The organism is Pseudoalteromonas xiamenensis (assembly GCF_030994125.1).
Lineage (GTDB): Bacteria > Pseudomonadota > Gammaproteobacteria > Enterobacterales > Alteromonadaceae > Pseudoalteromonas > Pseudoalteromonas xiamenensis_B.
Window position 1 is genome coordinate 1,559,857 of record NZ_CP099917.1, and the last position, 26,182, is coordinate 1,586,038.

A 26,182-nucleotide genomic window follows, 5' to 3' on the forward strand; every position below is an offset into this window, starting at 1 on the left:
GTCCATTGTTGACGTTTTCTTACGCCGTTGTGACCTTCGTCTTTCTTGCTCTGGGGAAATCGGGATCTGCCGTTTTCTTCTATCGGGGTTTTGTCGCTCTTCCAACGCGTCTTCGATTTGTTCGAAGTAAACATTCACTTTTAACATACCCACCTCCATTCATGATGAGTATAGTTGCGAAATTTTCATTCGGGTAGCTCGTGGTCAATTAAATACCAAAGTGATTTGTGCACATTGCCGTGGCCTTACCATCTTCTTTTGTGCAGCTAAAATCACGCCCCTACGCATTTACAATTTCTTGTTGTGCTGCTGGTTGATATTCCACGCCAAAGAGCTACTTTTAAACTAGAAAAGCACTATAAAAAACAGCTAATTAGGGACACGTGAGATGGAGCTTAATTCCGTTAAATCATTCTTTAGCAATGCCTATATGCCGCACGGACACTGTTATTTGTGGCAGGAACACATTTTGTGGACAAACGTAGTGTCTGATTTGGTGATAGCCACTGCCTATTTCTCCATTCCCATCGCGATTCTAATTTTTGCCAATAAACGTAAAGATGTAGGGTTTCATTGGCTGTTTTGGCTGTTTTCGGCGTTTATTTTGCTGTGTGGAGTCACCCATTTAATGGGCATTTACACCGTCTGGAACGGCACATACGGCCTTCAAGGTATTTCAAAAGCGGCTACTGCTATTGTGTCGCTGATCACGGCAGTGTATTTATTCAGACTTATCCCCGAAGCGATAAAGCTTCCTACGCTCAATCAATTTGAAGGTGTGCAAGCAGAGCTTGTCCATGCAAATAAAGAAAGTGCCAATCTTAAAAATCAAGTGGCTGAAAACCAACTGACTCAGTTTATGCTCAATGCCCACCCAGCAGGCACGTTACTGATTGATGACAGTTTAACAATCGTCTATTGCAATCCGGCAATATTGCGCGAGCTGAATTATCCACATAAACGCGCACTCATCGGTAAGCACTTAAGCGACTTTATTTCGATTGATGACCCAAATATCAGCTTCGGCTCGCTAGGTGAATTATTAGAAAACACCACTTCGGTAACGCAAACTACCCTTTGTCATGTAATGACAGCACAAGACACCAAGATCCCGATGAGCATGACGGTAGTCCAAGAGAAACTGCACGGACAGGACATGATATTGATTTCTTTTCTGAACTTATCCGAGCAGCGCCAAATTGAAGCTCAACTTATCGAATATCACAAACGAATGGAACGAGTTATCGAGGCTACAGAAGATGGTATTTGGGAGTGGTATGTACAAGAGAAACGCGTCGTCTACTCAACAACGCTCATGAAACTCATTGGAAAAGCGCACATTGAAAAACCACAATTTGAAGATTGGTTTTCGCACATTCACCCCAACCACCGTTCGGAGGTCATGGATGCGGTCAACAATCATCTTGCCTCAAAAAATAAATATCAAATCCAATATCTTGGACTCGATAAAGACGGCGAATACAGTTGGTTTTCAGCCATTGGTGACAGTCAGTTTGATGATGAAGGCAACGCGATTGTCATGTCTGGCTCATTAAGAAATATACAGCGCAGTAAACAGTTAGAACTCCAAGTAAAAGAAAAAACGGACATTCTCAATGCAATTTATAACGGTTCAAGCCAAGCAATTTGGCTTCTACAAGTTCACGAAAATGATTTCACGTTTCTTGAATTTAATGAAACCGCATCAACTCGAAGTGGTATCGCGGTCAACGACATTATCGGTAAACCACTTTCCGAGCTCGCCAAAACGGTCATTTCAGAGGAACTCGCGATTCAACTCAATGACAATTATCGACGTTGTGTACAAGAAGCAAAACCAATTGAATACGTCGAATGCATCCCTCTAGACAACGAGCCCCGATGGTATCAAACAACACTCTACCCCTTGTTTGAAAAAAACAGTATCACCAAAATTGTTGGCTCGGCAATTGATATCAGTGCCCGAATCGAAATAGAAGATGCGTTAAATCAAAACCAACAGTTTTTGGAAAAAATGATTAATTCTGCGGTCTGTGGTCTTTACCTATTTCATCTGGGTAAACGTAAAACAGTAAGAATAAATCAACGATTTAGTGATTTACTTGGCTATGATTTAGACGAGCTACAAGCAGTAGAAACGCAGAGCGACTGTTATCACCCAGATGATATTGAGCATATGACAGCTCATTGGCAAGCCGTTAAGCAAGGTATTGAAGGTCAACTACTGCCAATTAAGTACCGATTTAAACACAAAGACGGCAGCTGGGTATGGTGCTATTGCGTTAATACGGTTGTTACGTTCAAGAATGAAACCACCCCAGAGATTGTGCTGGGTACGTTTGTAGACATTACTGAACAAACTTTATTGCTCAATCAACTGCAGGAGTCAAATGCACACCTCGAACAGTTTGCTTTTGTCGCTTCTCACGACTTACAAGAACCACTCAGAAAAATATCTGCGTTTTCAGATAGCCTTCGAAGTCGACTCAAGGCGCACGCAGAGCAAGACGAAAAAATTGAATTTGAGCTTTCTCGATTAGTCGACTCTGCATCACGAATGCGGACAATGATCCAAGACTTGCTCAAACTCTCCCGCATCCACTCCACAGAACTCACTCGTCGACCAACGACACTCAAAGCCGTTTTGGATGACACGCAAGATCAACTTAGCTATGTACTGCATGAAAGTAAAACAAAGATATTTTATACCGGTGAAAATATTGAACTAAAACTCGACCATTCGTTATTCATTCAAGTATTCCAAAATCTGATTGCTAACAGCATTAAGTTTAGGCAATCAGAAGAAGTACCAATTATTAAAATCAGCGTCACTGAAAACAGCCACAGTTGGAAGATAAGTTATCAAGATAACGGCATGGGCATTGCTCAAGAGTTTCGGCAACAAGTGTTTGAACCTTTTCGACGCTTGAATGCACAAAGTCGCTTTCCTGGCAGCGGGATGGGGCTTGCGATTTGCAAACAAATTATTAAACGCCATGGCGGCACCATTACCTGTATTGACCCTATCGATAAAATTGGCGCTCAATTTCAAATTGACTTACCGAAAAAGGAGAGGAGCAACTCATGATGACTAAAGCGGAAATTATTCTCGTTGAAGACGACCCTGATGACGTGTACCTCTTTATGAGCGCCTGTGAGCATCTCGCGCCACAACCCCATGTCGCTGTACTTGGAAACGGTGCAGAACTGGTGGAATTAATTGAACAAGAAGACTGCCGAGATAAAGTCATTTTAATAGATCTAAACATGCCCGTTATGGATGGTTTAGAGACCATGGCAAAGTTGAATACGCTTCCAGAAAAAGACACGCTGTGTTTCATCGGATTTACTACTTCGAGCAACCAAAATGATGTAAAACGAGCTTACGAATTGGGTGCTAAATCATTCATCAGCAAGCCTGCCACACTTGTTGAGATGATAGACCTATTACAAACACTCAGTAGATATTGGTTTAAGTTCAACCGCTTTTATAAGGAAGTGCAATGAACAGTTGGTTAGTTTACTTGCTTGAAGACAATGAAGACGATGCTTATTTAGTGCAAGAGTATCTTGCTAATATTCAAAGTAAACGCCGCTTTAGAGTGAAAGTGTTCAACTCCATACTGTCACTGAAACAAACCTTGGGGAGCGTGAGACCGGATGCACTCCTCCTTGATCTCAACTTACCTGAAAGCTTAGGACTCAATACTTTAGTCACGGTAAAACAGTTTGCACAGGATGTTCCCATTATTGTGTTAACGGGTAACGCAGAAGAACACTTTGGCGAAAAAGCCATTCAGCTGGGCGCCCAAGATTACTTGCCCAAAGGGGACATTAATGGACCACTTTTAAGTAGGACGATTGTCATTTCAAAAGAACGATTCGAACTGCACAAAAATTTGGAACAACTCGTTAAGCTGGACCGCCTGACCATGCTATACAATCGCGGCGCGTTCGATGAACAAATCCAACTGGCCATCCGAGAGGCGCAACGCCACCAGCTTCGCTTTGCGCTTTTATTTATTGATTTAGATAAGTTTAAACCGGTAAACGACCTTTATGGACATCAAGCGGGAGATCAACTGCTGAAACTCATAGGGGCAAAATTGAAAATGAATAATCGTGCATCCGACTACATTGCACGGTACGGAGGCGATGAATTTGTCATTATCGCGAAACACATTAATTCCGTCGATGAATTAGAGCAGTTAACACGCATAAAATACGAGCAACTGGCTGATACGTATTGCGTGGAAGACTTAAGTGGCAAAATTGTTGAGATCCAACTAGAACTGAGCATTGGTGGCGTACTTTATCCAGAAGATGGAATAAGCGAAGAGACGCTATTGAGTCAAGCAGATCAAACCATGTATGAAGCCAAAACCAACGGCCTCGGTTTCAAAGTTGCGGGTTAAACCTTTTTACACAGTCAAATACTGGCTGCCAAATTAAGGACGGTGTATTGAACACCTGTCGCGTTCTTGCTGTAATGCCATCGTTTTGAAGTGGTAATATTTTGCGTTGCTCAAAATGCGCTAACGTTAACACTTCTGCGGTAATTGGATGCGTCGCGAACAACGTATCGAAGCTACCATCTTCTATCGCTTTTTCTAGACCATGTTGTAAACGTTCTCGCAACCTCGAGTTATGTTGATTAGTAAAGAAATACATGGCGACGGGATAGCATAGTCCTAAATTTTCCTCTACAACCAACTCAGTTCTGCCATTCACCTCAGACCAAGGTTCATGAATAGCGCGCGGAAACAAAACGAAACGCTTTTTTTCAAGCATATTGAGCAGGTTCTCTGATGACCCTGCCGTGACGTCAAAACCATTTTCTTTCAAAATTCGCGTATCAGGCCAAGCAAATCCACTCCCCACCGATAATTCTTTCAGTTTCAATGGATTTTCTATTTGGCCTAGCTGTGGTAACGCGTCTTTGTGGATGATGAATAGGCGTGCTCCCATCATCCCCTTCAACAGAGGAATATAAACAGTGCCTAACTTACGCTCTCGTTCAAGCGAGGTCATCGTCCAGTGCACATCGATAAATTGCCCAGCTTCTAAGAATTCGAGCGTTCGCGCTTGATTCGCCTCTTCGATAAACACTTCTTGCAGTTGAAAATCACCGAACCTGTCCTTACTTTTTTGCAATGCAAGCGTGAGCAGTGCGATGTAATAGTTTTGTTTCGGGTCAATGACCGTTTGCGACCGATTATAGCGAACCACATCGGATGCAAATACAGGGTTGACGACCAACCCGATGAGTACAAGCAAACCCCCTAATCCTCTATTCCACATCCAAACCTCCTAGTTTTGTGCCTATATCAAGCGTAGTATAACGCGTTCCAAATCTTTAGGATTTCGCGCTTTATTATCAATCCTTTTATGTTGGACTATCATAAAAGGCAGCCAAATCTTGGCGTTTAGCTAGTTTGCCTCATACAACTCAATAGGTAGTCCATCCGGATCAGCAAAAAAGCAAAAGCGCTTATTCGTATAGGGGTCTATTCGAACTTCTTCACACTCAATTCCAAAACGTCTCACTCGTGAAATCGTTTCATCTAAACTGTCTACCTGAAATGCGAGATGACGTAACCCCAAGGCTTCTGGAAAACTGGGTCTGGGCGGAGCACTTTTAAAGATAAACAATTCAAGCTGACATAGACTGGGGAACATTAAATCAATTTTATAACTATCGCGATGCGCCTGATAGTGCTCTGCAAGAACGGAAAAACCCAACACCTCACAATAAAACCATTTCGACTTTTCATAATTGCTGCCAATTACAGCAACATGATGAATTCGTTTAAGCACACAACCTCCAAAACTCTGCTCAACCTGTTCAGGAGTTACACCGAATTAAACTTGAACAAACGTGGTTAGCAGGCATAATAAACACCTATAGGACACGCCGCAAATGCGGGCGAAACAATAATTTATAAAGGGCATCACCTTGAAACACTCTCGTCAAGCTCAGCTTCTTTTAGCCAGCCTCTGTGCAGGCGCGACCTTTTCTTCTTTTGCAAATAATCAAACAGACCAAGCCTATTATGGCTTTACCGGCCTGTTCAACATTCCCAACGCTGAAACGCTGAAAACAGGCGAAATGGCCGTCGGTTATAACAATCAGTTAGAGTTTAGAGGCAAATACGTTGACGGCCATAACTTTAACTTTGCCGCAGGGCTATTCGACGGATTGGAAGTTGCAGGTAAAGTGGCTGCATCTTCAATGAATCACAATGTATTTTACTCTCCATATAGAGGAGAAGAGATCCGAGACCTTTCTTTTAATGCCAAATTTCAAATTCCTTACATTCCTAAAGACTGGTTTTCACTCGCGATTGGTGCACAAGACTTAGGGGGCGCTGCCAATAATTTCGAAGCATATTATGTTGCTGCAAGCAAAGAGATTGGCGATTTTCGAATTACACTGGGCGGTGGTACAACTGAAAACGCCACAGGGCGCTTAGATGGAGCCTTTGGGGGTGTGGAATGGATGCCATTTGAATGGCTAACAATTGCAGCCGAGCACGATGCTCAGGCATTAAATGCCGGTGTTAAAGTACATGTTCCGTCTGAATGGACTGGTGATTGGGTTGATTTAACTCTCAGTGGTAAACTATATAGTGACGTTGATGATCACCGAAACGAAGACAGTGCTTACTTCGGTATTAACGCCAAATTTAATGTGATGAAAAGCGAGCATCGAGCCACGGCTTTTGCCGCTCCAATGCCTGTTACCGACGCCAAATTAATTCAAGCAAATTCGTTAACAAAGCAATCGTACTACATTAACGAGCATGACAGCCAAGACACACCAGCATCTGACTTAGAAAAACAGGTGATAGAGTTAAAATACAGGTTATTAAAAGACGGCTTTGAAAATGTAGAAGTTGGCTTTAATAACCAAGAAGTGAGCGTTATCTTTGAAAACCATGTGTTCAACCGCAATGAAGTCGACGCACTTGGTCTAGTACTTGGCCGTATTCAAGCATCAATGCCGTCGGAGCTTCGCTTTACGGTCACAATGAAAAAGTTTGATATCCAACAAATTCAACTAAAAGGCTTAGTCGCAAGTTACCAAGTATTCTTAGAAAATGGCAGTCTTCCTGATTTAGCTGTGAACCAAAACGATTATGTTGAACGTGGTGGATTAAAATGGGTGCATCACGGCGTTAAAAATACGCCGTACTGGAAACCGAGAGTCAGCCTAAGCCCAGCTCTTGTGACTGGCTTTGCAACTGAACTCGGTGTGCTTGATTATTCATTGGCATTGCAAGCAGACGTAAGTCTGCCTCTTTGGCAAGGTGCTTCCATCGATGTCTCAGCACGTCAACACGTGGCTAGCTCTGACGACTACAAAGAAGGCAAACCATTCCATTACTACGAGCACAAGAGCGGTGTTAAAGACATCCTCTTCACACAAACACTCAAACTCCCATTTAACATCTATAACCAAACCCAAGTTGGTATTTACAACGAATATTACGACTATTACGGTGCAAAAAACCAAAGCGTTTGGCAAAGCCCGCAAGGTACACACCAATTTAGCTTTGAAGCGGGTTATTTTGAATACAAAGATTACTCAGGTAACCGCAAAACTTATCTAGGTGGATACCGCTATAACTTGAGCGACTACGACATCACACTGTCAGCCAAAGCGGGAAAGTTTTTCTATGGTGATACGGGCTTTAAGCTCGAAAGTAAATTCTGGTTTGGCGATACCGCTATTGACCTTTTCTACCAAAATACAGACGTTCAAATGGTCGGCATTGGTTTGAATATCCCGCTTACCCCGCGGAAAGATTACTCAGCAACCGAGTTTGGTCAAATTACGGGGAATAAAAACTGGCGTCATCAAATTCGAACGCGGATAGGTAACGATGCTAACTACTTGAGTTTTGGTACAGCAGTAGAACCCAAAACAAATCAAAGTATTGAGCGCACTTACCTGAACCAAGATAGATTATCGACAAGCTACGTATTTAGCCATTTAGGGCGATTAAAAGAAGCGTATAGTACGTTCAAATAAGCTACTTTGAGCTGCGGGGTGTAAACCCCGCATTCAATTTCAAATTTCTGGCTTAAATTACTAACTGGCTTTAATACTGACCACATTACTTTTATCTTGCTTACTTTGCTTAGCATTCCACACTAAATCGCCAATGCCATCGGTTGGGTTAAACCCAGTAGGTGCATCCAGTAGTAAACGACGAATCGTTTCGTGATCAAAGTTATGGCACGCAATATCAAATGCTTCTAAAAATACATTCAACTCAGCTAGCGGTAACATCACCTCTTTTGCGGTCATAATATGCTCGTGGCTGGTCTGCTCGACATTCTCGCCAATCAACAACTCTTCATAGAGCTTTTCACCTGGGCGTAGGCCTGTACAGACAATTTCAATATCGCCATGAGGATTACTCTCTGATTTCACCTCTAATCCTGACAAACGCACCATCTTTTCAGCCAAGTCTTTAATCTTAACCGACTCGCCCATATCCAAGACAAACACATCTCCACCCGAGCCCATTGCTCCTGCTTGAATCACCAGCTGAGCTGCTTCGGGGATAGTCATAAAAAAACGTGTAATATCTTGATGTGTGAGCGTAATAGGCCCACCTTGCATAATCTGCTTACGGAACAGCGGCACCACTGAACCTGATGAGCCTAAAACATTGCCAAACCGAACCATACAATAACGAGTTTTGTTAAAGGCCTTATCTTTCGCAAAGGCTTGTAATACAAGCTCAGCCATACGTTTAGTGGCACCCATTACGTTGGTTGGGCGCACCGCTTTATCGGTAGAAATAAGTACAAAAGTCTCAACACCTGCATTCACAGCAGCTTTAGCGGTAAAATAGGTACCAAACACATTGTTGCGCACCCCTTCAACTACATTATGCTCAACCAAAGGTACATGCTTATAAGCCGCAGCGTGGTAAACGGTTTGCACTGCAAACGCCTTCATACAGTTTTCAATGCGGTTTATGTGCTGCACCGATCCCATAATTGGCACTATCTTTACATTTAGGCCCTTGTTTAACACTATCAGGCTTAGCTCTTTTTCAATTGCATAAAGCGCATATTCCGAAAGCTCAAACAATACTAATTTACTTGGCTTGTAGAGGACAATTTGGCGACATAACTCCGAGCCAATCGAGCCACCCGCACCAGTCACCATCACCACTTTCGCGGTTATATTTTCTGCCATTAGTTCAGGTTTTGGGTCAACAGAGTCACGACCTAACAAATCTTCAATTTCAACGTCTTTAAACTCAGCAAGTGGTTTTCCCTCTATCACATCAGCCATACCCGGTACTGTCATTACTTTAACCGGGAATTGCTCAAGCTTAGCGAGAATTTCTTTACGTTTTGATCGCTTGACTGATGGCATCGCCAATAGCACTTTCTCTACTTTGCCTTGATCAACCAACTTATACAGCTGATGAAATGGCATAATAGGAATGCCCTGCAAGATTGCACCTTGTTTTACTGTACTATCATCGATAAACGCAGTGACATAATATTCAGGGCTTGACCAAAGAGCATTAGCGAGCTGACGACCAGCGTCACCCGCACCATAAATCACCACCGGCTCTTTGTTAGATAAAGTTAAACGACTCAACAGTGCTCGCGCGAAAATACGCGATCCACCGACGGTAAGCAACACCAACCACGCATAGATAAACGGCATAGTACGTGGAATATTCAATTGAACAAAAAACGACGCAAGGACCAGCACTATGGTACTCACTAATGTCCCACCGATGATGGCCCAAGCTGCTTGCGTAGTCACATAACGAAGCACCGCTCGGTATAAACCAAGATTAATAAACGCAAATAAGCTTAACGGCACTAACGCCAGCAGCACCAACCAATTTTCTAACTTGGACAGTGGCGCGAGGCTATCGAGCCTGACAATCAAGGCCAACCAAAAGGCAATAACGATAAATAAAGAGTCGAAAAATAAGGTAATTAACCTTTTTTGCGTACGAGAGGCACTAAATAAAGAATTGAGGACACTATCCACTGTATTTCCTTACTGCTTGGGCGCATCCACGCCCAAAAAACAAAACGCTGAGATGCTTTAACTATAATCGCGAATTGTGCAAAAACAAATGATCTCAGCGAGTGATTTTGTAATGATTGTTACTAGAACAAAGTATGGGGAAATGGCACTTTTAAAGATAAGGGTTTGACGTCAAGATAAAATGCGGGGACAAAACATTCCGCGTGTAGGCGCGATTTTATATCGCGCTTCTAACCAACCACACCTTACCCTACAGATAAAAACCTGCAGATAAAATACGCAGTGTAAAACCCTGCCTACTGGCGCGATTTTACATCGCGCTCGCTGCTTTAAACACAGTTGCCATCGCTTCTAATGTTTTACTCATTTCTTCTACTGTTAATGTTGGGTGCACCAAAAACATCAAAGCAGTTTCACCCAATTCAACTGCATTTGGTAAACGCTTGCTTGGGCGCCACCCGGTATTATCGAACGCTTTTTCTAAATACACCTCAGAGCAACTCCCCTGGTAACAAGGCACGCCCAACTTGTTGATTTCTTCTACGATGCGGTCTCTCGTCCAACCTTTAGCTAAACGTTCTGGCTTAATAAACAGATAATGCTTGTATTCGGCATGCTCTACATACTCTGGCACGTCAACTAAACGGACTAAATCAAATTTACTTGCAGCTTCATCAATTAACTTACCGTTTGCTTGCCGCGCTGTAGTCCAATCCGCCATACGAGTTAATTGAATTCTACCTAAAACGGCCTGCATTTCGGTCATGCGCCAATTCGTACCAAAGCTCTCATGTAACCAGCGGAAACCTGGTGGATGTTCACGATTGTATATCGCATCAAAACTCTTACCATGATCTTTATAAGACCACATAGCAGACCAAAGGGCTTTGTCGTTAGTGGTTACCATTCCACCTTCACCACCTGTCGTCATAATTTTATCTTGGCAAAATGACCACGCACCAACATGGCCTATTGTCCCAACAGAGCGGCCTTTATACTTAGCACCATGCGCTTGTGCACAGTCTTCTACAACATAAAAGCCATGCTCTTGGCTGAGTGCCATAATGTCGTCCATTTCAGCAGGCATACCTGCTAAGTGCACCACAATAACTGCTTTGGTTTTAGGTGTTAAAACCGCTTTGATGGACTCAGCTGTAATCGCTTGGCTATTTAAATCTACATCAGCAAACTTTGGTGTTGCACCAGCAGTTACAATACTTGATGCTGAAGCCAAAAAAGTACGAGGTGTTGTAATAACCTCATCGCCAGCACCAACACCCAACACTTTAAGCGCAAGATCTAACGCTAATGTGCCATTACCAAGTGCAATCGCGTATTCAGCACCAGTCCAAGCGGCAAATTCTTTTTCAAATTCTCGCCCTTCTGTACCTGTCCAGTAATTCACTTTGTTAGAAAGTACAACTTTACTTACTGCGTCTGCTTCCTGCTGAGTAAAACTAGGCCATGGAGAAAATGGTGTATTTAACATATTAAACCTTACGAACTTTAGCGGGATTACCAAAAGCGGTTACCCCAGCTTGAATATCTCTAACAACCACGGAACCTGCACCTATTATGCTAGATTCACCTATTTTGATGTCCTGTTTTACTGCAGAACCAATGCCTATCCAAGTCGACCTTTCAACAGAACACCCGCCCCCAATACTCACACCAGGACAAACATGCGCATAATCCCCTATAACACAGTCATGATCGATAGTCGCATTTGTATTGATAATGACCCCCTTGCCTATCTCAACAAAAGGATTGATTGTGGCGCCAGACATTACGACAGTACCCAAAGCTAAATGAGAATAATGACTAATTGATGCCAGAGGGTGAACTAATACAGGGCAATTTATGCCCTTTTCTAACAAAAGCATAAATTTTTGTTGTCTGATGGTATTATTACCTATCCCCACAGCGACACCAGAGTACTCGGAAACTAAGCGTAAAAGCGCTTCAGTATCACCCAAAACCGGCCAATGCTCTAAAGTTCTTTTTGATGGATATGCGTCGTCAAAAAACTCTACACTATATCCGCAAAGTTCAGCGATTTCTGCAACAACTTTACCATGACCACTGGCTCCTAATATTGCTAACTTCTTAGTCATCGATACTTCTAATAATATCAAATGCTTCAGCATACTCTACACCCACTGTCGCTCCGCGAAGCGCTGCTAAACTGCGTATAGCGTCCAAAGAGCGAGTATTAGGAAAGTCTTTAAGCTGGCTTGCGAAACACTCCATTGCAGCTAGCTTTTGTGTAAAGTGTTTCTTACTAAGGGGTATATACTTTCTTGGAACAAAGACAGCTTCAGCTGTAGGATGTCCCCATTCAGTTTCAGATAAAGTTTCATAGGCATAAATGTGTTTTACACACTGACCAGGAACAGGCCTTGCCGCTACGAGGCAAGCATTGTAGATCACCCCATGATCTAGATGAAGATCTCCCTTGTGAGGGATGAATAATGTATCAATTTGTTTATCTCTCATTAACTTATTTAGAGCTGAAGCTATTTTATACTGTGGATACTGTTCCAACTGAGGTGCTGGAAAATCATAATAAACAGTTTCTGTTACACCCAAGAGCTCATGTGAACGCTTGGCCTCAGACCTAATATCGTCTATTGATTCTCGGCTAAAAAGCTCTGGAGCTCCAACTGATGCATTTGTCATTACAGCAACAAAAACCTTGTTCCCAGCTTCCACGTGCTTTGCTATGACGCCGCCACACCCCAGTATCTCATCATCCGCGTGAGGAGCAACGACCAACACATTATTCATATTTTGTCTCCCAAGGTAGACTTCAATTGCTGTAATTCCTGTTTTAACTTAAAGATTTCCAATTCAATCCTGTAACCAAGAAGGTGGCCAACTTTAAGCTGTTTCATATACTGATGCTCTGGCGTAATCCAAATTAAACCAGATCCACTTTGCACCAGAGCTTCATTTTTATTAACTTTTAGTACCCTGCCTTGCACTCCAGTTATTTTCAGTGCATTCTCAATTCTTGAAGCAAGTATCTTGATTTTATTTTCTTCAAAGAAAGTAAATGCTCCAGGGTGCGGTTCTGATGCTGCTTTGATTAATCTGTCAATTTTATGCGCAGGTAATGACCATGAGATAAGACCATCGTCAGGCTTTCTAATTGCGTATTCAGTAGCTAAAGTTTCATCTTGAGGTACAGGGCGCCATTCTCCCCGTTTAATCTTAGGAAGCAAGCGATCTAGCGCTATTGCCATAGCATCTAGTAACTTACCCTCGACGGAGCGAGCCGTGTCCGCTTCAATTACTTCGAAACATTCTTGCTCAAAAACAGCGCCTGAATCAGCTTCTTCCTCTAATACAAAAAATGTCGCCGCACCATCTTGAACTTCATCAACCAGCCAAGCTATTGGTGCCCGACCTCGTCCCTTAGGAAGTTGAGTGGGGTGAAATCCTATTGCACCCACTTTTGCTGAATCAATAATTCCCTCTGATACTAGCTGGGAAATTCCAACGACAAATAATACGTCAAAATCCAGCTTTTCTATTTCATTTATGTGATCATTAATTTTTTGAAAAGGTGTGTAATTTATACTATTGTCAGAACACAGCGTAGAAAAGTTATGATAGCCGCTAACTAACCCCGTGTCTTTCGGTTCGAAGCCGTAAACCATTACAATATCAAGATCGTGTTCAATAAGTTTATGCAACGTCACAGCACTTGAGTTAACACCACCTATAAAGACCACTCTCATGCTTTTCTACCCCATTTTTCACCCAAAAAGACAACCATAACTGTTCTCAAAATTATTTTAATGTCCAGTAAGAGTGATTGGTGTTCAACATACTCTCTATCCAACCGCCAACGTTCTTCCCAAGATAGGTATATATTGCCATTAACTTGAGCTAACCCTGTCAATCCTGGTCTTACCAGTAAGCGTGCACGCCCGTCTTCATTAAACTCACTTTCAAGTGAAGGTAAGCATGGCCTAGGACCTACAATAGACATATCTCCTTTTAAAACATTCAACAGCTGAGGAAGCTCATCAATTTTCAAACGTCTAGCAAACTTGCCGAACAACGTGACTTCACTATTTGAGTTGTCTATCTGAACATCAAACTTTCTCGCGACATCGGTCATCGTTCTAAATTTATATACTTGAAATCGTTGCCCATCTTTCCCGAGCCTTTCTTGGAGAAAAAACACAGGCCCTTTGCTTGTTAACTTTATCATAACAACCGATATAATTAATAAAGGCGATAGTAAAACCAGCACGACGCCACAGATGAAAAAATCAAGCAACCTTTTCACTGCTTCTGCTCCAGTACCCAGTTCATCCATTCATTAGCAAGATTATTACGATCAAACTTCTTTTTAGCCAAAGATAAGGCATTTTGACCCATTCTAGGTAATTCCTCTCTGTTATCTGCCGCATGTTCCAATGCATCTGCAAATGCCCCAGCATCATTAGGGGCAATGGTATAACCGCATTTTTCAGAAGTGATCATATCAGCTAACCAACCAGGGTAATTATTCAACACAGGTAACTCTGCAGAAATATAGTCAAAGAACTTGTTAGGAGATGTGCCATAGTAAAATGCAGGCACATTTGCGAGAAGTTGCATACCAATGTCCGCAGAGCGCATTAATCCGGCTAACTTAGCCTTGTTGACTGGAGGGTGGAAGATAACGTTCTTTAACTTCTCTCGTTCAACTCTCTCTTCTAATGACGCTTTCAGTTTTCCCTCCCCTACAAGAACAAGCTTGATATCGCTTCTATTTCGCTTTCTCAGTTCAATAGCCGCGTCAATTGCTGCATCCAAGCCATTAGCCATACCATGTGTACCTGTAAAAACAGCCATCAAATCGTTATCTTCGACGCCACTCGGTCGCCAAGGGTTTACTTCTTTTGAAAAAATATCCAAATCACATCCATTTGGAACCAAAGCTACCTTAGTTGAAGGCACACCTTGCCTCAAAATTCCATTGACTATCCCTGGTGATAAGCCGATTGCTCTATTTGCGGATCTATATGAACACCATTCGAGCACCGACATTGCAGCCAATACAACAGGATTTTTTATCACGCCCATTTCTTTCGGTATCTCAGGCCACAAATCTCTGACTTCGAATACAAATGTCTTTCTTCTAATCCATCGCGCAAAAATTCCAGGAATACCTGCTGTAAGCGGTGTTGTTGTCGCAAATACAATATCGTACTTATGGGTCAAAGCAATACCAATGCTTTTTAGAGCAAAAGTTAAAAATGTGCCCGTTCTTTTGAGAAAGCCGTCACTATTTGAGTATGCCAAATCAAACTCAATTATATCTATACCATCAACCTGCCCTTCACGCCGACCAGCTTTAAAGTCACCGGTCAGCCCTGTTTCTCCGCCACCATAGCTGCCACAAACCATAGTGACTTGATGGCCGTGTGTAACAAGCCGAATAGCCATTTCATATGAGCGAATGCCTGTCGCCCCTTTCGGGGTAGAGAAATGCTGGTGAAAATATAAAACTTTCAAAAAGAGCTCCTAAATATAACGCATACTAATCATTATTAGATTTTTGTTTATTTGCTTTAACTGCAGTTTCTTGAGCCAGCTTATCGATTATGCCATCTCCATCCCTTTTCCAGAGCGAACTTTTCGATTTATAGTAGTTTGTAACAGCATATCGTGTTCCATTGACAACAGGTGTGCCCCTGTGAATACCACTTGTGTCGCATAAAATAGCTGTGCCTGCTTTTCCAGTAAAGGTAGTAAGGTCAAAGCCTTTTTTATTAACGAGCATTCTAACATACTCATCTTTGTACCTTGGATTCCGTATATCGCCTTTGTCTCTGCAGGATGCATCTTTAAGTTTACCCCGTAATAAGTTCGACCCATTTACGTACTGGAATGGGCCATTGTCCTCATCAACGTCTGTCAGATACACGATCATTTTGAACTGAGAAAGAAATGAATCTCTATGCCACCCCCCAGAACCTAAGTTTTCAGGATCGCGCTTAACTTTACCGCCCAATGTTGTTACCAATTCAAGATCTGAACCTATATAACTAGTTCCTATCTCATATGCCTTTTGGTTACCTCCGACTAAATCTCTGTGGATGTTACTCACCAAATCAAGTCCAAAGATCCTTTTATCTGAGCCGTACGAGACGGCACAACTCGGTTCGAAGTTATCAAATAACTCTATCAACTCTTCACATTGCTTCTGACTAAACAAATCTTCTATAACATAAAAGCCATCATTGTATAGCGACGTATAACCCTTTACCTTTTTAATTGGATGTAATAAAGAGTAAAACGATAACCCTGTAGCAAACACGGAGTAACTATTTTTAAAGCTTGAAATATTAAGCATAATACTTTCCTTTATGTATTATTTTTCGTTAGATAATAGTAGTAAGATAACGCAAAAAATATAGCAACCATTGAAACAAACGGTCCAGAGAAAGGATCAAGTAAAGATGCAGGGTTGAGGAAAAATTCCCTTATCAAATAAACCGCCGAAACCATCTTAAATATTGTCATTCTTTTTATTGATGAAGTATATATAAGAGAAACATTTATCAAACGTGCAACTAAACAATAATAGAAACCCGCAACCAAGCCAGAAAACAACCAAGGGGATAAATACATAGCAGAACCAAGTACGCCGGGAGAAGCGCCTCCTCGACCTGGGTCTATATGAGATATCATAGAGAAGTTATACCTACCTATCGATTGATACTCATGGATATAAGCTTCACAACCTCCTCCCACAAAAATCTTACAAGCCCTAAACCCTACCTCCTTATATGTAATATCCCACCCATAATAAAAGAAACTAACATTATCGAAAGATTCTATTGCAACTACACACATAGATATAAAAACGGAGGAAAGTCGGTAAACCAGCCAGTAAATATTATGCAACGTGGACTCAAGACCTCCACTAAACGCAGTGTAAATATCATCACTACCAGACTTCCAAGCCATGCCAATCGAGTAGAGAAAGAAACATAACACGCAAAGAATTAATAAAAACAATACCTTAAGAGTAATGTTGTTCTCACCGGAAAAGGCTCGAAAGAAAAAGATATGTAAAAAAAGCAAACCGACCAGCATAATATGTGCCATACCATCAATAGTAAGCACCATACATACCAAAACTGTTAGCCATTGATATTTAGAAAGTATTCTCTTTTCCGTTACCAATTCAATAAAGGCAAGTATACCAAAGTAAGCCTTCGCAAAAAGTACAGCTAGTGCAATAAAGGTTCCTTGCATATTTTCCGAAGCACTGCCTACATAGCGGCCTCGACTTAAATCTGAAATAAAAAAGCTGATTGCAAATAATGAAAAGCCTAAAATTAAATATCTTGGCTTGATCCGGATTTTACCAAAAAGCTCCAATAGCATCAAAAGTAAAGATGTTCTCATTGAGTGGAGTAAAGAGCCAAATGCGAACATTACCAAAAGTGAAAGCATCATTTGGATAAGTAAAGGGGCACTCATACCCACGTACTTTAAAGGAGGGGTATAAGAACTCGGAATCACCTCCATTGCAAACCAAGCCACAAATGAAGATAAGAGAAATTCAAAGAATATTACTTTTGCACCAACAGAATTAAGGTATGAACTAGAACTATTTTGCATTAATAAAACCACCGAATTTAGACTTAACTAAATGCAAATAAATAACCAATGAAACAAAATATAAATTCACCACCAGTAAAGAAACCGACACCTTTTCCAAAGCTATAATAAAAAGATAATATCCAAACATTAAACCAGACAGGAGTACAAAAATCCTTCTTTCACTTTCCAGAGAATATTGGGATAAGCTTGACAAAGTAAACTGCCCAACAAAAGACAACGTTAGGAAAAACGTAATGTACTGCTGCTCTTCTGGCTTTATAAAAGCCATAAAAACCGAGAACAATAAGAAAAACAAAAAAAGGAAAAGCAAGTATGAATTCACTCTCCCACTTAATATATCCCTTTCGAAAACCAATGAGCTTCGAGCAAAAAGCAAAATTGCAATGTTCGATATAATCGTCACATCTGCATAAAGCAAAGCCAACCAAGGCTGCTCCTTTGATATAAGCACAATGCTCATTGAGAGACAATAAACACAACCCATTATAAAGAAAGAGGTAACTTGAAGCCCTATATATTTTGTAGCAACTTTTCTCAATAATACGTTTGACCCAGATCTAAGTTTTGGCCACAATGCAACTTTTACAGTAATTAACATCGCCATAGAGACAAGTTCAATTAGCACATAATGTAAGAAGTCATGGTCAAATGTAATTTCCAGTATACCTGCAACCATATTCAATAAAAGGAGAAGAAGTGAAAATATCAGCACTAACCGACGGTTCTCTTTTAAAGAAGACAAGCCGATTAGCATTGTAAATACAGCGTTAGAACCCGCTAATAGAGGTAAGAAGGTGTATTCTGCATCAACTATAAATATTGATATGAATGAGATGAGCCACCCATACTTTATAATTAGCTTTACAAAGGTAAAGGTGGCGCTATCAACTACTCGAATGCGCCCCTCTACAAACTCTTTCCTTAGACCGGCTCTCAAGCCAGCTTGGATTATAAACGCCCCAAATGCTGTACTTGCCTGCATAAATATAATATAAGGAACAGCCTCCACATCAAAATATCTTGTGTACGCCAACAATGCAGGAAAAGCTAAGGCCGAAGCCATTCCAAAGGCCAGTATCAATAATTTTTCACTGACCCAAGAAAACCGTTTGGAAATACCTAGCATTCAAAGAATTCCCTATTTCTTTGTAGCCATAACTCAAGTGATAACGGCGCAAAAGCCTGCCGAAACCAAATGCCAGGGTCCCCGTCCATGTATTTATCGATAAGATCTTTATATAAAGCTTTGTCGACGAGCCCTAATTGAAAAATTAGTGACTCATCATCAGACAATATGTCTGTAACCTTTGAGAATAATTGAGTTTTAAAAATATGGTCCTGCGGGTTTACAAAGCCTTGCTTGTCTTTACGCCAAATAATGGAGTCAGGTAAATCACCATCGTACGCATGTCGCATGGCAGATTTGGTCCATCCATTGGCCATTTTAAAGCGATCTGGTGAAGAAAGCGCGAACTCAACTACTCTATAGTCCATAAAAGGTAAGCGAATCTCACAGCCGTGAGCCATTGAAAGGCGATCTTCGTAATGCAGTAGGTAAGGCACACTTAATGAGCTTAAATCTTTATGCTGCCTAGATTTAAGACTACCATTCAAGCCAAACTCAACCGGTGGAGCCTCTCTTTGCGTTACTTTCAAAGAAGGCTTTTTATTGAGATACCTTTTAGCTTCAGATAGCTTGAATTGATTTACAAGGCCACTGTTTTTTGACATTTTTAGCGCGTTGGCGGCAAAACTAGCAAATTTTTTCTGCTTAGCAAGCTGTTTCAAATAGAAGAATAAATATTTTCTGTAACCACAAAAGAGCTCGTCAGCTCCCTGGCCACTATAAATCACTTTAACACCACGCTTTTGTGCTACGCGCATCAACTTTAAGAACATCAAGTTAGAAAACGAAGGCAGCGGCGCGTCATTGTAGTAACTTGCTTCAGTGATTTCTTCTAGCAGCTCATCACCCGAAACCTCATTCAAGCTTATTTTTTCAATATCCAATCCAAGGAATTGAGAAACAACATCTATATATGGCTCTTCATTGTCCTTATGACCAGGGCTTACTCCTGATAAAACAGTCAACTTTTCTTTGTCTCGCCTAGCAACAACAGAAGCAATAATGGAAGAATCCAAACCTCCTGACAAACATAAACCTATGGGAACGTCAGCACGTTTTCTCAACTCAACGGAACTATCCAAAAGTGCCTTTAAATCGTTACAGTAGTCTTCGAAACTCCCTTTAAATTGCTCTACTTTTAATGGGTTCCAAAAAATAGACTGTGTAAGCTTATATACTTCATCATTAAGGTCAACGATTGCAATGGTCGCCGGTGAAAGCTGCTCAATACCTTCTACAAATGTTTCATTTCCGGCATTCTGTAATGAATGAACTAAAAATTGATCGACCACCAACTTATTTAGTCTAGCTTTATTATTTAGTAGTGGTAGCAACGTTTTTAATTCTGAAGCAATAAAAATCTCACCTTCCCTTTGGTAAACATGAACAGGTTTAACACCCATCCTGTCTCTAGAAATGAACACGCGTTTCTCATGCCAATCTACTAGCACTATTCCCCACATTCCATTAAACGAATGAACCGCACGTTCAAAACCTATACGCTCAACAACTTCGAGAATAACTTCAGTGTCTGAGCCACCTTTAAGGTTTTGTAAGCCAAAATTATTTTTTAACTCTAGGTAGTTATATACTTCACCATTAAATACAATTGTATATCTGTCGCTGGAGCTCATCATGGGTTGCTTACCAGCTTCACTGAGGTCTAATATTGATAGTCTTTGGTGAGCAAGGCCAACTACAGTATTTCCACAGGTTCTGACATATTCACCTGTTGAATTTGGGCCTCGGTGGGATTGTATCACATTGGCATTATTCAGCAGAGCTGATACTTCCTCTTCCGATCTTCTGTTAGAAATAACAGCAAATATTCCACACACAAATATACTCTCTTAGCCTTTATTGACTTCTATATTTTTAACTTTTCTTAGAGCAACAACAATTTCATTAAAATGCTCTACCTTTTCTTCTGCTAGGTCAGATGGCAATATTGAAGTAATCTTCGACTCTAAAAATATTTTACTTAAGGTAAATAGTGCTGATGAAATACATGAGTAAATATACGTTGGATAAATACGCTTTTCGAGAAGGTAAACTTCTATACTGCAGTCACTTCTTAGAATTGTTACATTTTCTATTGTAGCGATTTCATCTACTGTCGTTTGTTTTTCGGAACGGTGCGGAATATAAACTAAGGTATCACACTGCTTTGCTACTTTAGCAACTAACTTTTTGTAATTACCAAGTGACAAGAAGTCCATCTCAACTAGTATTTGCCCAACAAAGATAGTTTCTCCTGTGGGCCCATTTAATTGATAGAGTGCTCTTAAATGCTCAAAGCTATGAGTTTGTATTTCTTGAGAGTTTAAATTGTCTACGTCAAAATATGTGAATAAGTCATGAACATTACCCGAGGAGGCCATTTTTTTGTGCTAGAAAAGTCGCAACACCATCATCCATCAAGTTCAACTTGTTAAACCTTATCACTCGACGCAACATCATTTGCCAACGGGAGAAATAACTACCTAGATACAGCTCTTGATACTTTACACAAAGCAATCTTGTTAATGTGAATAACTCTTTAAGAGTATCTCGAAAAACGCTGTCAATATGAACCTTACATTTGATATATTCCAATTGCAATAATTGAGCAACTCTCGTCATTTGTTCATCGTTATTACCTGCTCCAGACTCTCTTAAAACAAGCACATAATTATCTTTGTGCTTACCCATGATAGCCTCATAAGCACACATGAGTTGTAGCGGAGTTTCAACTATGAATAAACTTTTCACTTATCCTCCTTGATAAGTTCAAATGACATTGCAGTTCCTCTACTTATTGGTTGTATTGCAACCCTATCTAAAATTTCCTTTAAGTGCTTAGGCGCCAAACCATAGCCCGGGCGGATACTTCTAACATTTGTTTCTGTTATCAACTCACCTTCAGCGATATCTTCAACTGCGTACAGAGAACGCCTGAAAATCATATTCCCTTTTTCACTCTCTTTGCGCATGTAATTTACCCTGCCAAGCGCCTGCCATGCTGTTTTAGAATCAACGCATAACTGTTTAAGCTCTTTTTCTTCTAATGAGAAGCTATCATCTGGGCCGCCACCATTTCTATCGAGCGTAACGTGCTTCTCAATCAAACAAGCACCCAATACAACTGATGCAATTGCTGTTGTATTATCTACTGTATGATCTGATAACCCTGTTAATACATCAAATCTATCAGCCATATCAGCAACCGTTGCTAAATTATAATCCGCAGCAGGAGCCGGGTAACCACTTACACAATGTAATACCACTAACTCCTTACAACCAGCATTTTTCGCAGTATCCACAGCCTCTCTGATCTCTTCCTCATTTGCCATGCCTGTAGAAATGATCATTGGCTTGCCTGTTTTAGCAACATACTCAATCAGAGGCAAATCAATCGCTTCAAAAGATGCTATTTTGTATGCCGGAGCACCTAATTCTTCAAGTAAATCTACTGCAGTTGCATCAAAGGGCGAACTAAAAATGGTTATGCCTAGCTCTTTGGCCTTTTCAAACAATGCTTTGTGCCATTCCCATGGCATGTGCGCTTCTTTATACAAGTCATATAAAGTTCTACCATCCCAAAGGCCTCCTTGAATCTGGAAATCTTCCTTGTCACAATCAATAGTCAATGTATCCTGAGTATACGTTTGCAATTTGATTGCATCTGCACCACATCTTTTCGCCATTTCAATAATCTGAAATGCACGCTCAATTTGCCCATTATGGTTGGCAGATAACTCCGCGATAATATAAGGGGCGTAGTCCGGGCCGATTTTTCGGCCATCAATCTGAATGTACTTATTCATTGTCAGGGTCCATTTTCTCTAGCTTTACTTTATATTTAACACCATTAATTACAAAGAATGCAGGAAAGCGTTCTTCATCGCACACTCTTAACAGATTAAACTGTTCAACTATTGTACGATTAACATCTAATTCACTATCCGCTGGAGTTCTTTTTCTATAATACGTTGGTTCAACATTCATGTTTTGGGGATACGAATTTGCGTAAAATAAGTTTTTACAGGCCCAATTTATTAAATTAACTTCGGCTTTAAAAAGTAACGCATTTATTTCGTCATATAGCTCAGTGCCTACTAATTGAAAGCGCTCTTGTTTCCAAATATCACCAGTATCAACTGCATCCTCTGCATTTAAAAGACTTACTACAATTTCGCTTTCCCCATTAACCACTTGCCATATATGCGGGCTCCACCCCCTTCCAACGGGTAGATTACTAGCGTGAATTACTAAGACATACTTATATCTTTCTCGAATTTTTTGCGTGATTATCTCGTTACAAGATACAAGAAAAAGAATATCTCCTTTTTCTTCAATTTCAGATACACTGTTTATCAATGAGAGTTGATAATTTTTTTTGTTAGCTAAGCACCACTCAGCAAGCACAGGGTAAATTGGATGCTCTTTACTTGAACATAAAATCGTAATTTTAATCATCTTGAGTCATCATCTTATTAATCTCATTAACTACACGCTCCACCCCCATCCCATCACAGACACTAAGGCAGGCATTTCTCACACTTGCATAATTTATAATTAATTGACAGTATAGTTTGGACAAATAATTCGGTACATCTACAAGCTCTAACGACAATGCGGCACCAGACTTAGTTAGATTTTCACAAATATCTCGTTGATTATCAGCTAAAGGTATTAAGATACTAGGCAAACCTAGACATGCACGCTCCCAAGAAGTCGACCCTGCTGCTCCAATTGATATGTCGTTGCAGATCATTAAAGATGCCATATCATCAACATAATCAATGTGTGTGACCCAATCCTTATTTTCTTCGGCAAATAACTTTACTGATTGATAGTTAGGAGATATATCACTTAACAACACAGTAGCTAAAGGTAATTTTTTTAAGCATGCCTTGAGCGTATTTAAAACATTCAAACTTGCATTCGGCTCATCAATAGCTCCCATAGTTATCAATAATCTTGGATTACCAAATAGAGTCTTATTAGGGCAAACTTTTGAGTTTCTTAAACTTGCGAATTTAGAGGCTAAAAGAGCAAAGTGAGTGCCAGCCAATATTTTTGACTTGACATTCTTTGAACGATATTCAAGCACATTTCTGTTTAGGGTTTGATCAATAATCAAATCAGCATCATGAGTGCGTACAAGATCGTCTATAACGACTATTTTACAAAACTTTCTCTGCCTTACTATGGTTTGCCACTCAATATCAATTCCATAATGATCGCAAATGACCACATCTACATCGTTACAATTCTCTAAGAAGTTTTCAGCGTCTGCATGTTGTGTTACCTGTAACCAAGCTAAGTAGTCCGAAGAACTTGTTGGCTTTTTCAAAGACTTTGGCTGTATTAAGCTATAAACTGCATAACCTCTGCTCTTTATCAATTCAACTAAGTCGCCAGGCTGAGGCCTAGTATAAAAAACCACATGATTGCCTTGCTTTTTAAGCTCATCCGCCAGTACAAGACATCTCATTACATGACCACTGCCAATATGGACGGATGCATCGACTCGAAATGCAAACTTTAACATTTCATAACCTTAAAAAGTGCTTCAGCTAGCTCCCAGTCTTCAGGGGTATCAATGTCCTGTACATACTTTCTTGGTAAGAGCTCAATTTTTGATCGATCGCCAAAAATTGGGCGCTTATTCAAGAATGCGTCCACTGTTCCCCAATAAAATTGACCCGCATCGTGGTATGCTTCTGGCAGGTCTTGTGAGCGAGAATTAAAATTTTCAGGTTGGAACATCTGAACTGTCTTATCTTCTCTCATAAATAGTGCTCTTTGAATAGGAAAAGCATAAGAGGTTGCACTGAATACATAATCCAATAGGTCATCGGCATTTAATGTGCTCAACGCATTTTTGATACTTTCAGAGCTAACAAATGGAGCTGTTGCATATATACAGCAAACCTTGTCTAGTACGTAACCACTATCTAAATACCACTTAACAGCATGCTGAATGACATCAAGCGTGGTAGCGTAATCATCTGATATATCACTAGGCCTAATAAAAGGCACTTCCGCACCATATTGAGCCGCTATTTCCGCAATTTCTCTATCATCAGTGGAAACAATAACTTTATCAAAACAGCCGCTTTCTAATGCCTCTTTAATAGAGTAGAAAATTATAGGTGCGCCATGAAAAGCTTTAATGTTCTTTCTAGGAATCCGCTTGCTTCCAGCTCTTGCAGGGATTATCGCTATGTTCATCTAGTGCTCCATCAAAATCCGAGCCAACTGATTAACAACCTCATCCTGCTGCTCAAAAGTCATACCGTGAAACATTGGAATTGAAATAGCTTCTTCATAGTAACGCTCTGCGTTTGGGTAATCCCCTTCTTGAAACCCATTCTTTTGTAATACGGCTGAAGGTGCACCGGAATATAATGTAGGTTAACGCCAATTCCAGACTCTCTGAGCGTATCAAACACTTTTTTGTGAGATTTACCTATTTCACTTAACTTCAACTTAATAACATAAAGATGTAAGCCAGAATAAGTATTTGGTAATTGATATGGAAGCACTAATGGCAATGTTCTTAATAGCTCATTATACCTTTGGGCTAAAACATGCCTTGCACGTACAAACTCTTCCAAACGGGCCATTTGCGACACACCTAAAGCAGCTTGTAACTCAGTCATTCTATAGTTAAACCCTAAGTCTATTTGCTCATAGTACCAACCACCATGAGATGGGTTTTCCATTAAAGATTCATCACGAGTAATACCATGGCTTCTATACAGTGCCATTTTGTCTGCCAGCGCTTTATTGTTTGTAAGCACCGCCCCCCTTCAGCAGTGGTGACTATTTTGACGGGATGAAAGCTAAATACTGTAATGTCAGAATATTCACAAGCACCAATCGGTGATTCCAAGTAACGCCCACCTATCGCATGCGATGCATCTTCTATTATTTTAAAACCATACTTTATAGACAACGCATGGATTACTTTCATATCACAAGGCTGACCACATAGATGTACAGCAACTAAAATTTTAGGTAACTTATTTTGCGCTTTTGCTTCTTCGAGTTTTTTAGCTAAGGCCTTTGGACATAGGTTGTACGTATCAGGATCTATATCTACAAAGCTAACTTGCGCACCACAATATAGTCCGCAGTTTGCCGAAGCCACAAAAGTGACTGGCGTTGTCCATAATCTATCACCTTCACCTAAGCCAAGCGCTAAACATGCAATATGAAGTGCTGAGGTAGCACTATTGACTGCCAAGGCATAATCAGCTCCCGTAGCCGACTTTAAAGCCGTCTCAAACGCAGGAACCTGAGGACCCTGTGTTAAAAAGTTAGACTTTAAGGCATCAACAACTGAGTCAATATCTGCCTGGGTTATGTCTTGCTTACCATAAGGTATCATCGCA

Annotated in this window: 23 protein-coding genes and 1 pseudogene; 4 read left to right on the forward strand and 20 right to left on the reverse strand. The window is 40.7% G+C overall.

Annotated elements, in window-relative coordinates; genetic code table 11:
* The first annotated feature begins 388 nt into the window (after window positions 1–388).
* The 3 genes from NI389_RS07210 to NI389_RS07220 are packed head-to-tail and all read left to right on the forward strand — an operon-like array spanning window position 389 to window position 4,415.
* Window positions 389–3,088, forward strand: coding sequence for a PAS domain-containing protein (locus NI389_RS07210; protein WP_308362206.1), 2,700 nt, complete (start codon window positions 389–391; stop codon window positions 3,086–3,088).
* Window positions 3,085–3,507: a response regulator gene (locus NI389_RS07215; RefSeq protein ID WP_308362207.1), complete on the forward strand. Its 423-nt coding sequence runs from the start codon at window positions 3,085–3,087 to the stop codon at window positions 3,505–3,507. The genes NI389_RS07210 and NI389_RS07215 overlap by 4 nt, the downstream gene beginning before the upstream one ends.
* Window positions 3,504–4,415 (forward strand): GGDEF domain-containing response regulator, encoded by a 912-nt coding sequence (locus tag NI389_RS07220; RefSeq protein WP_308362208.1) that lies wholly within the window; start codon window positions 3,504–3,506, stop codon window positions 4,413–4,415. The genes NI389_RS07215 and NI389_RS07220 overlap by 4 nt, the downstream gene beginning before the upstream one ends.
* On the opposite strand, the gene NI389_RS07225 is transcribed toward NI389_RS07220, so the two are convergent.
* Window positions 4,399–5,301 (reverse strand): hypothetical protein, encoded by a 903-nt coding sequence (locus NI389_RS07225; protein WP_308362209.1) that lies wholly within the window; start codon window positions 5,299–5,301, stop codon window positions 4,399–4,401. The genes NI389_RS07220 and NI389_RS07225 overlap by 17 nt on opposite strands.
* Window positions 5,302–5,430: 129 nt before the next feature.
* Window positions 5,431–5,817, reverse strand: coding sequence for an SMU1112c/YaeR family gloxylase I-like metalloprotein (gloA2, locus tag NI389_RS07230; RefSeq protein ID WP_308362210.1), 387 nt, complete (start codon window positions 5,815–5,817; stop codon window positions 5,431–5,433).
* A 139-nt stretch (window positions 5,818–5,956) separates the two neighbouring features.
* On the opposite strand from gloA2, the gene NI389_RS07235 reads away from it, so the two are divergent.
* A complete protein-coding gene (locus NI389_RS07235; protein ID WP_308362211.1) occupies window positions 5,957–8,035 on the forward strand; it encodes a YjbH domain-containing protein in 2,079 nt (692 codons plus the stop codon).
* 60 nt (window positions 8,036–8,095) lie between these two features.
* Here the strand turns inward: NI389_RS07235 and NI389_RS07240 are convergent, their stop codons facing one another.
* The 18 genes and pseudogenes from NI389_RS07240 to pseC all read right to left on the reverse strand — a co-directional run bounded on the left by NI389_RS07240 (window position 8,096) and on the right by pseC (window position 26,178).
* The gene (locus NI389_RS07240) at window positions 8,096–10,036 is read right to left on the reverse strand and encodes a polysaccharide biosynthesis protein (RefSeq protein ID WP_308362212.1); all 1,941 of its coding nucleotides are present in this window, start codon (window positions 10,034–10,036) and stop codon (window positions 8,096–8,098) included.
* 310 nt (window positions 10,037–10,346) lie between these two features.
* A complete protein-coding gene (locus tag NI389_RS07245) occupies window positions 10,347–11,525 on the reverse strand; it encodes a DegT/DnrJ/EryC1/StrS family aminotransferase (RefSeq protein ID WP_308362213.1) in 1,179 nt (392 codons plus the stop codon).
* Between the two features lies 1 nt (window position 11,526).
* Window positions 11,527–12,183 carry an acetyltransferase gene (locus NI389_RS07250; protein WP_308362214.1) on the reverse strand — a complete coding sequence of 219 codons (657 nt, stop codon included), beginning with the start codon at window positions 12,181–12,183 and terminating at the stop codon, window positions 11,527–11,529.
* On the reverse strand, window positions 12,143–12,823 hold the full coding sequence (locus NI389_RS07255; protein WP_308362215.1) for a PIG-L deacetylase family protein: 681 nt from the start codon (window positions 12,821–12,823) through the stop codon (window positions 12,143–12,145). Before NI389_RS07255 ends, NI389_RS07250 begins: the two co-directional genes overlap by 41 nt.
* On the reverse strand, window positions 12,820–13,779 hold the full coding sequence (locus NI389_RS07260; protein WP_308362216.1) for a methionyl-tRNA formyltransferase: 960 nt from the start codon (window positions 13,777–13,779) through the stop codon (window positions 12,820–12,822). The genes NI389_RS07255 and NI389_RS07260 overlap by 4 nt, the downstream gene beginning before the upstream one ends.
* Window positions 13,776–14,366, reverse strand: a complete 591-nt coding sequence (locus NI389_RS07265; protein WP_308362217.1) for a sugar transferase — start codon at window positions 14,364–14,366, stop codon at window positions 13,776–13,778. The genes NI389_RS07260 and NI389_RS07265 overlap by 4 nt, the downstream gene beginning before the upstream one ends.
* Window positions 14,333–15,550: a glycosyltransferase family 4 protein gene (locus NI389_RS07270; RefSeq protein WP_308362218.1), complete on the reverse strand. Its 1,218-nt coding sequence runs from the start codon at window positions 15,548–15,550 to the stop codon at window positions 14,333–14,335. Before NI389_RS07270 ends, NI389_RS07265 begins: the two co-directional genes overlap by 34 nt.
* Window positions 15,551–15,575: 25 nt before the next feature.
* Entirely contained in the window at window positions 15,576–16,391 is an 816-nt protein-coding gene (locus NI389_RS07275) for a phytanoyl-CoA dioxygenase family protein (RefSeq protein WP_308362219.1), read from the reverse strand.
* A gap of 11 nt (window positions 16,392–16,402) precedes the next feature.
* Window positions 16,403–17,668 (reverse strand): hypothetical protein, encoded by a 1,266-nt coding sequence (locus NI389_RS07280; protein WP_308362220.1) that lies wholly within the window; start codon window positions 17,666–17,668, stop codon window positions 16,403–16,405.
* Window positions 17,658–18,797, reverse strand: a complete 1,140-nt coding sequence (locus tag NI389_RS07285) for a hypothetical protein (RefSeq protein ID WP_308362221.1) — start codon at window positions 18,795–18,797, stop codon at window positions 17,658–17,660. The genes NI389_RS07280 and NI389_RS07285 overlap by 11 nt, the downstream gene beginning before the upstream one ends.
* A complete protein-coding gene (gene asnB / locus NI389_RS07290) occupies window positions 18,791–20,635 on the reverse strand; it encodes an asparagine synthase (glutamine-hydrolyzing) (protein WP_308362222.1) in 1,845 nt (614 codons plus the stop codon). The genes NI389_RS07285 and asnB overlap by 7 nt, the downstream gene beginning before the upstream one ends.
* Window positions 20,636–20,647: 12 nt before the next feature.
* Window positions 20,648–21,178 carry a polysialyltransferase family glycosyltransferase gene (locus tag NI389_RS07295; RefSeq protein WP_308362223.1) on the reverse strand — a complete coding sequence of 177 codons (531 nt, stop codon included), beginning with the start codon at window positions 21,176–21,178 and terminating at the stop codon, window positions 20,648–20,650.
* The gene (locus NI389_RS07300; protein WP_308362224.1) at window positions 21,162–21,548 is read right to left on the reverse strand and encodes a hypothetical protein; all 387 of its coding nucleotides are present in this window, start codon (window positions 21,546–21,548) and stop codon (window positions 21,162–21,164) included. The genes NI389_RS07295 and NI389_RS07300 overlap by 17 nt, the downstream gene beginning before the upstream one ends.
* A complete protein-coding gene (gene pseI / locus NI389_RS07305; protein ID WP_308362225.1) occupies window positions 21,545–22,603 on the reverse strand; it encodes a pseudaminic acid synthase in 1,059 nt (352 codons plus the stop codon). The genes NI389_RS07300 and pseI overlap by 4 nt, the downstream gene beginning before the upstream one ends.
* Window positions 22,596–23,255, reverse strand: coding sequence for a formyltransferase family protein (locus NI389_RS07310; RefSeq protein ID WP_308362226.1), 660 nt, complete (start codon window positions 23,253–23,255; stop codon window positions 22,596–22,598). The genes pseI and NI389_RS07310 overlap by 8 nt, the downstream gene beginning before the upstream one ends.
* Window positions 23,248–24,333 (reverse strand): UDP-2,4-diacetamido-2,4,6-trideoxy-beta-L-altropyranose hydrolase, encoded by a 1,086-nt coding sequence (gene pseG, locus NI389_RS07315; protein WP_308362227.1) that lies wholly within the window; start codon window positions 24,331–24,333, stop codon window positions 23,248–23,250. Before pseG ends, NI389_RS07310 begins: the two co-directional genes overlap by 8 nt.
* On the reverse strand, window positions 24,327–25,016 hold the full coding sequence (gene pseF, locus NI389_RS07320) for a pseudaminic acid cytidylyltransferase (protein WP_308362228.1): 690 nt from the start codon (window positions 25,014–25,016) through the stop codon (window positions 24,327–24,329). The genes pseG and pseF overlap by 7 nt, the downstream gene beginning before the upstream one ends.
* A pseudogene (gene pseC / locus NI389_RS07325) lies at window positions 25,017–26,178 on the reverse strand (UDP-4-amino-4,6-dideoxy-N-acetyl-beta-L-altrosamine transaminase). It abuts the gene before it with no gap.
* Window positions 26,179–26,182 lie beyond the last annotated feature (4 nt).

Excerpts from the sequence above, each read along its gene's own strand:
- NI389_RS07210 (WP_308362206.1), top strand. The coding sequence starts at position 389 with ATGGAGCTTAATTCCGTTAAATCATTCTTTAGCAATGCCTATATGCCG.
- NI389_RS07215 (WP_308362207.1), top strand. The coding sequence starts at position 3,085 with ATGATGACTAAAGCGGAAATTATTCTCGTTGAAGACGACCCTGATGAC.
- NI389_RS07220 (WP_308362208.1), top strand. The coding sequence starts at position 3,504 with ATGAACAGTTGGTTAGTTTACTTGCTTGAAGACAATGAAGACGATGCT.
- NI389_RS07225 (WP_308362209.1), bottom strand. The coding sequence starts at position 5,301 with ATGTGGAATAGAGGATTAGGGGGTTTGCTTGTACTCATCGGGTTGGTC.
- NI389_RS07245 (WP_308362213.1), bottom strand. The coding sequence starts at position 11,525 with ATGTTAAATACACCATTTTCTCCATGGCCTAGTTTTACTCAGCAGGAA.
- NI389_RS07250 (WP_308362214.1), bottom strand. The coding sequence starts at position 12,183 with ATGCTGAAGCATTTGATATTATTAGAAGTATCGATGACTAAGAAGTTA.
- NI389_RS07255 (WP_308362215.1), bottom strand. The coding sequence starts at position 12,823 with ATGAATAATGTGTTGGTCGTTGCTCCTCACGCGGATGATGAGATACTG.
- NI389_RS07260 (WP_308362216.1), bottom strand. The coding sequence starts at position 13,779 with ATGAGAGTGGTCTTTATAGGTGGTGTTAACTCAAGTGCTGTGACGTTG.
- NI389_RS07265 (WP_308362217.1), bottom strand. The coding sequence starts at position 14,366 with ATGGATGAACTGGGTACTGGAGCAGAAGCAGTGAAAAGGTTGCTTGAT.
- NI389_RS07275 (WP_308362219.1), bottom strand. The coding sequence starts at position 16,391 with ATGCTTAATATTTCAAGCTTTAAAAATAGTTACTCCGTGTTTGCTACA.
- NI389_RS07280 (WP_308362220.1), bottom strand. The coding sequence starts at position 17,668 with ATGCAAAATAGTTCTAGTTCATACCTTAATTCTGTTGGTGCAAAAGTA.
- NI389_RS07285 (WP_308362221.1), bottom strand. The coding sequence starts at position 18,797 with ATGCTAGGTATTTCCAAACGGTTTTCTTGGGTCAGTGAAAAATTATTG.
- NI389_RS07295 (WP_308362223.1), bottom strand. The coding sequence starts at position 21,178 with ATGGCCTCCTCGGGTAATGTTCATGACTTATTCACATATTTTGACGTA.
- pseI (WP_308362225.1), bottom strand. The coding sequence starts at position 22,603 with ATGAATAAGTACATTCAGATTGATGGCCGAAAAATCGGCCCGGACTAC.
- NI389_RS07310 (WP_308362226.1), bottom strand. The coding sequence starts at position 23,255 with ATGATTAAAATTACGATTTTATGTTCAAGTAAAGAGCATCCAATTTAC.
- pseG (WP_308362227.1), bottom strand. The coding sequence starts at position 24,333 with ATGTTAAAGTTTGCATTTCGAGTCGATGCATCCGTCCATATTGGCAGT.
- pseF (WP_308362228.1), bottom strand. The coding sequence starts at position 25,016 with ATGAACATAGCGATAATCCCTGCAAGAGCTGGAAGCAAGCGGATTCCT.